Consider the following 5,278-nt stretch of genomic DNA (forward strand, 5'->3'; position numbering starts at 1 on the left):
CAAATTTAGTTGTTTGACGCACTAATTATGGCTCTGGCTTTTAGCTAACCCACGATATTGGAGGCTAGCACCTCGTGGGGGGCATTATGTCTAGCTGTTTGAGAAACAAATGAAAATAATCGATAAGCCGTTATTTTGGCTATATGTTAAAACGCGAGACTCAGTCTTTTCATCATTTAAAGGTTTTTCCTCTCTACTCTTAGTCATCATTATTGCGGCTATAGTTTCAGGTAACAAATCTCCCGAGAACACCTTCATGTCTTACATGCTGTATCTGTTGATGCTTAGTGTACCTACCTCAATGGGTCTTATACTTTTGAAGCTAAAGTTTCGAAAAGTTGCAGGCTCCATTCCTAGGGCAGAGTTAGCGTACTTTTTACAGAACAATAAAGGTATCGAGCTGGAAAATGCTGTAAAAGGGATATTTTCGCTCTACCTATCATTGATGATTTATCTCTGGTTTTTGATGATGGTTGTCGCCGCTTTTGGACCTTTGATTTTAATGCTAGTGTTGTAGTACACAGCTAACAATCTGTTTAAGATCATTCGCAACACGTGGCATTTTCACTATGCGTTGGTTTTAGTTTTAAGGTGGTTTGCGGCGGCTTTGGTATTGCGTTGCTCACCCCTTAACAGGGCGTGAGCTGTACAGAGAAAGAATATGGATACAATCGAGATCGAAAAAACTTAAAATTACTTGATGGTCGAGGCTCGGATAAAGAAATCGAAGCGGCTAGAGTATTATCAAGTCTTGGCATGGATTTCCCTAGATTGTTATTGAATAAATATTTAATATCAAAAAAGTGGCGTGAGAGAGCCTCATGTTTATACCATGCGTCTTGATACGCAATTTCGAGTTCGTTTGCTTTCGAGCTGGGCATAATAGCTCTAGGTGATAGATCTAAAGTAGTTAGGTATGAAGCATGTCTCTTGCTGGCTTTAGCGCAAAACCCCGAGGCTCTGAAGCCGCTTGAAAACTTATTGACGGACGACGACTCATCAGAAGATGCTAGGGCGGCAATTGAATCTATCGAGCAGAAGAACCATCATTTATTCGTCGATAGAGAGCATTCAGGTATGGTAACTCTGAATGTCGAACAAATACACAGCTAACAAGGCCATCAAGTTGACCCTTTACACGGCGCATTTTGGTATGGGTTGGCTTGTGTGTATACGGTGGTCTGTTTGAGTTTGGTAGCGGGCAACTTATGGCGGCGTTATGTGTTTTTAGGACAAAAAATGGAAATTTTCGAAATTCAACTAGGAAACTCAATCGGTTTAGTCAAGCTTGGTATGACAGAAACTGAAGTGAGCAATGTTATCGGAGCTCCTGATTGCATCTATGGTCATCGCCATCATTTTTTAGATGGTCTCATGGTAGATTTTGATAATGAAGGAAGAGTTGAGTTCATTGAAACTGCTGCGTCTGAGCTGTTTTCAACGACATTGTTTGGCTTTGACGTACATAGGACATTAGCGACTAATGTGCTCGAACGAGTTCAGCTAGAAGGTAACTATGATCATGCTGATCCAGAGTTAGGTTATAGCTACGTGTTTAAAGAGCTTCAGTTATCTTTCTGGCGTCCAACTCTTCCTGACCTAGAAGAAGCTGAAGGGTTGTACTTTCAATCGGTTGCAATTGCTTCCGAGGGTTACTTTGAGTAAACACATAACAAACTGTTTATGTTCTTTGGGCTAGGAAGGGATATGGAAACAGTTAAAATGCTAGATTTGGGGTTTTCTACTGCAGATGCAGAATATCCTGAAATCTATCAAGAAGAAGGCGATTTGAGAGCTGAGTTTAAAGATTGGCAGGAAAAGACGGTAAAGCTATATTTTGCCGATCACGTCGCATGCAAGTGGCAGATGGTATTTGATTTACTTGAGGGAGAGCGAGACGACAGCTGTTATGAAATATGCTCATCTCTTTGGCTCAAGCAACATGTCCATTCAGAAGCAATCGATAGCGGCGAAGGCTACAAGCACTTTCGGCTTAACTTTAATGAGTTAGGGCAACTTGATGTAATTGCGCTAAATATTGTAGTACGAACTTAACAATTTGTTTGAGAGTGACTCGCAACGCTTGGCATTTTCACTATGCGTTGCGTTAGGTGTCATGGAGAAACATGTGGAAATAAAAGGTATTGGGGCTCTAATAAAGCGCGAGGGCTATTGGGAAATTGAGCCCATCAATTTAAACGGTGCAACTATTTATATAGAGAAAGAACATGTCACCGACGAGGACGTAGAAGCAGTTAAGCGAATATCTGCTTCATGGTTGGAAACAATTAAAGAATGTTACGGTTATATTGACCAAAACCGAGAAAGCTATGGGATGGAAGCAAAAATGTTTTCAAACCCGAATGTGTTTTTGAGTTCAACGCTTGAATGGGCTGTTTATTTTGATACCGAAAGTGAGTTGGAGGCGGTTGTTGGGGTAGAGTTTTTGGGCAACAGACCAAATCAATTAGTCATTGGAGACTGAACACCTAACAAATTGTTCAAGAGTGATTCGGCATGCGTGGCATTTTTACTGTGCGTTAGTTTCAGTGTTTAAGGTTGTATGCAGAGGCTTTGATATTGCGTGCCTCACACCTTAATAAGGTGTTAGTTGCACGAGGAGGTTTCGTGGAAGAATTATCAGGTGGAAGAGAATCAGCAATATATCGAGATGGTGAAGTTGTCTATCGACCTCTTCAGCCGTGGAGTCCTACAGTTCACGTTATTTTAAAACACCTCGAGCGAGAAAATGTAGTTGAATGTCCAAGATTTCTTGGTGTTAACCAAGAACAGGAGGTCCTAAGTTTTGTTGCTGGCAATACTTATAACTACCCACTAGTCGGTGCAATTGCTACTGCGGATGCACTCATATCAGCAGGTAAACTATTGCGTAAAATACATGACTCAACTGTGCCACTTTTGGATCAAGTAGATGTCAATGCGCATAAGTGGATGCTAGAGCCAAGAGAGCCTTTTGAAGTTATCTGTCATGGTGACTTTACACCATACAATGTCGCTCTATCTGAGAACGCAGTTGTAGGTGTATTTGACTTTGATACTGCGCACCCTGCGCCAAGAATATGGGATTTAGCATATTCAGTTTATTGCTGGTCGCCTTTCAAAACTGACAGCAATGATAAGTTAGGCACAATCTCTGAGCAGGTAACTAGAGCTAAGTTGTTCTGTGATAGTTACGATGCAACTACGTCTGAAAGAAATCGACTAGCGGACGCAATGATTGAGCGATTACAGGCTTTAGTTTTGTTCATGCGCAGTGAAGCTGAAAATGGTAATGAAACCTTTGTTAAAAACATAGAGCAAGGTCATCTTCAAGCCTATCTAAATGACATAGAATATATCACTGAAAGTAAAGAAAAAATTCAGTGTGCATTGTGCAACTAACAAGCATTCAAGAGCGACTCCATACCGTGCGCTGGTTTCGTTTTGCTCAAGTTTAGATTGCGTTATTCCGCACCTTAGTATGGCGTTATATTTTCGAGGCAGATATGAGCAACTTTAGTTTTTTACTTAATGCTGATGGGAATGGGAAGGTTGTAATCGGCCCTTACCAAGAGAGTTTTATAGCGGAATTAAGTTTTTGGGGCATTGATGACTACGTTGAACACTGGAGAACAGCTGAGGCCGTATTAAAGGGAGGAAATTCCGTATCATTTATAATTTCAATAACCGATCCCGAGAATAGCAATTTTATTCGTTCATGGGTTTGCTACCCTATAGAGCATGAATTAGTGTTTCAAGAACATATCATATTTTTAGATGATTTAGACGTGCCGTTTAATGTGAGTCAACCTCACAAAAATGTACAGCCATACGAAGCAACTACAGAAGAAGGTGACAAGATTTCAGAGTGGCGCATAAAAACATAGCAAGGCGTTTAATGCAGATTCCCAATGCTTGGCATTCTAGGTTTGAATCAGCTTTAGTGTTTACGGCACAATAGTTGATGGGCAGTGATGGCGCTGTTCGTTACTTAACGCGGCTACATGGATTCCCCCGGTTGTCAAACATCCGCTAAACTTATGTTGATGGGTTTTGGACTGCCGCTCTACATTCGGCCTACTTATCGACGATTCGCATACGTCGTGGCCCTGATGACTTTGCGCGACTGCGGTGCCTTATTCGTTAGATGACATCGAGTGTGTCCGCCGCATTAACAGGCTCTCCGCAAGTGGTCTTAACCTATCTCCATCATTAGCGTCTGCAATGACCCGGTGGGTTTAACTCTTTATGCTGCTTAAGTTTCTACTTAAGCAGCATAGTTTTCATATTCGGTTTGATTGTGTAAAAGCGACCATATAATTCGTGCGTTCTTTGCGGCAAGTGCCACTATCGCTCGATTGATTCCTCTGCGCTCCAGAACGCCTCGACACCACTGACTTAGCTTATCTTGCTTGTCGCCAAGGTTGGCAATCACGGTCCTTGCGCCGTGAACTAATAGTGTTCGTAAGTATTTATCACCGTGTTTGGTTATCCGACCTAAACGAGGCTTGCCTCCTGTGGAATATTGCTTTGGTACTAAGCCTAACCAAGCAGAGAAGTCGCGACTTTTATCAAATTGAGAGCCATTACCTATCGAAGCGAGTATCGCTGTTGCGGTTTGTGGCCCAATACCTCGAACCTTCATCACTCGCTGGACATTAGTGCTGACCTTGGCAAAAGAATCGAAGACTTGTTCAGTATCGGCGATACGTTGGTTGAGTTCGTCAAGGTGGTGATAAGCATCAGCTATCAATGTTCTTGCAAGGAGTGGTAGTTCATTTTCTGCATCTTCGAGCATTAAGGGAACCTGTTTCATCAATGAAGAACGACCAACAGGAATGATTAATCCAAATTCCGAAAGCAGAGCACGCATGCGATTCATAAGCGCGGTGCGTTCACGAACCCAATGCTCTCTCATTCTATGTACAGATAGGATGGCTTGTTGTTCGGGGGATTTTATGGGCACAAAGCGAGTTGAGGGTCGCTGAACAGCTTCGCAAATAGCAACAGCATCATTAAGGTCGTTCTTTCCCTTAGTTCGATAAGGGATTACGTATTTAACAGCCATAATGCGGGCGTCATGACCCAGTTTATTGAGTGTTCTGGCCCAATAATGTGCACCACCACACGCTTCAACGCCTATACGCATGAGTGGCATATTTGCTATTGTAGTCAATAGTTTAGAGCGTGTTACTGGCTTATGAAGTATGACTTTACCATTTTGGTCTACGGCATGAAGGCTAAAGTGGTTTTTAGCTAGGTCGATACCGCAAAAATA

Annotated in this window: 8 protein-coding genes; 7 read left to right on the forward strand and 1 reads right to left on the reverse strand. The window is 42.2% G+C overall.

What is annotated here, in order from left to right:
- Positions 1–109 precede the first annotated feature (109 nt).
- The 7 genes from VFDL14_RS10680 (at position 110) to VFDL14_RS0123215 (ending at position 3,887) form a co-directional block, all read left to right on the forward strand.
- Positions 110–517 (forward strand): hypothetical protein, encoded by a 408-nt coding sequence (locus VFDL14_RS10680; protein ID WP_032551475.1) that lies wholly within the window; start codon positions 110–112, stop codon positions 515–517.
- A gap of 365 nt (positions 518–882) precedes the next feature.
- On the forward strand, positions 883–1,113 hold the full coding sequence (locus tag VFDL14_RS10675) for a HEAT repeat domain-containing protein (protein WP_268844472.1): 231 nt from the start codon (positions 883–885) through the stop codon (positions 1,111–1,113).
- A gap of 126 nt (positions 1,114–1,239) precedes the next feature.
- Positions 1,240–1,665 (forward strand): hypothetical protein, encoded by a 426-nt coding sequence (locus VFDL14_RS10670; protein WP_032551477.1) that lies wholly within the window; start codon positions 1,240–1,242, stop codon positions 1,663–1,665.
- A gap of 42 nt (positions 1,666–1,707) precedes the next feature.
- Entirely contained in the window at positions 1,708–2,055 is a 348-nt protein-coding gene (locus VFDL14_RS10665) for a hypothetical protein (protein WP_032551479.1), read from the forward strand.
- 73 nt (positions 2,056–2,128) lie between these two features.
- Positions 2,129–2,485 (forward strand): hypothetical protein, encoded by a 357-nt coding sequence (locus VFDL14_RS10660; RefSeq protein WP_032551480.1) that lies wholly within the window; start codon positions 2,129–2,131, stop codon positions 2,483–2,485.
- Positions 2,486–2,628: 143 nt separating this feature from the next.
- Positions 2,629–3,402, forward strand: coding sequence for an aminoglycoside phosphotransferase family protein (locus tag VFDL14_RS10655; protein ID WP_032551481.1), 774 nt, complete (start codon positions 2,629–2,631; stop codon positions 3,400–3,402).
- 104 nt (positions 3,403–3,506) lie between these two features.
- On the forward strand, positions 3,507–3,887 hold the full coding sequence (locus VFDL14_RS0123215; RefSeq protein WP_050487426.1) for a hypothetical protein: 381 nt from the start codon (positions 3,507–3,509) through the stop codon (positions 3,885–3,887).
- Between the two features lie 380 nt (positions 3,888–4,267).
- Here the strand turns inward: VFDL14_RS0123215 and VFDL14_RS0123220 are convergent.
- Positions 4,268–5,278, reverse strand: a 1,011-nt coding sequence (locus VFDL14_RS0123220) for an IS110 family transposase (protein ID WP_084181871.1), incomplete at its 5' end; no start/stop codon positions are given.

It is taken from the genome of Vibrio fortis, assembly GCF_000695685.1.
In the GTDB taxonomy this organism is placed as follows: domain Bacteria; phylum Pseudomonadota; class Gammaproteobacteria; order Enterobacterales; family Vibrionaceae; genus Vibrio; species Vibrio fortis_A.

Coding starts and splice junctions, on each gene's coding strand:
- VFDL14_RS10680 (WP_032551475.1), top strand. CDS start 110: ATGAAAATAATCGATAAGCCGTTATTTTGGCTATATGTTAAAACGCGA.
- VFDL14_RS10670 (WP_032551477.1), top strand. CDS start 1,240: ATGGAAATTTTCGAAATTCAACTAGGAAACTCAATCGGTTTAGTCAAG.
- VFDL14_RS10665 (WP_032551479.1), top strand. CDS start 1,708: ATGGAAACAGTTAAAATGCTAGATTTGGGGTTTTCTACTGCAGATGCA.
- VFDL14_RS0123215 (WP_050487426.1), top strand. CDS start 3,507: ATGAGCAACTTTAGTTTTTTACTTAATGCTGATGGGAATGGGAAGGTT.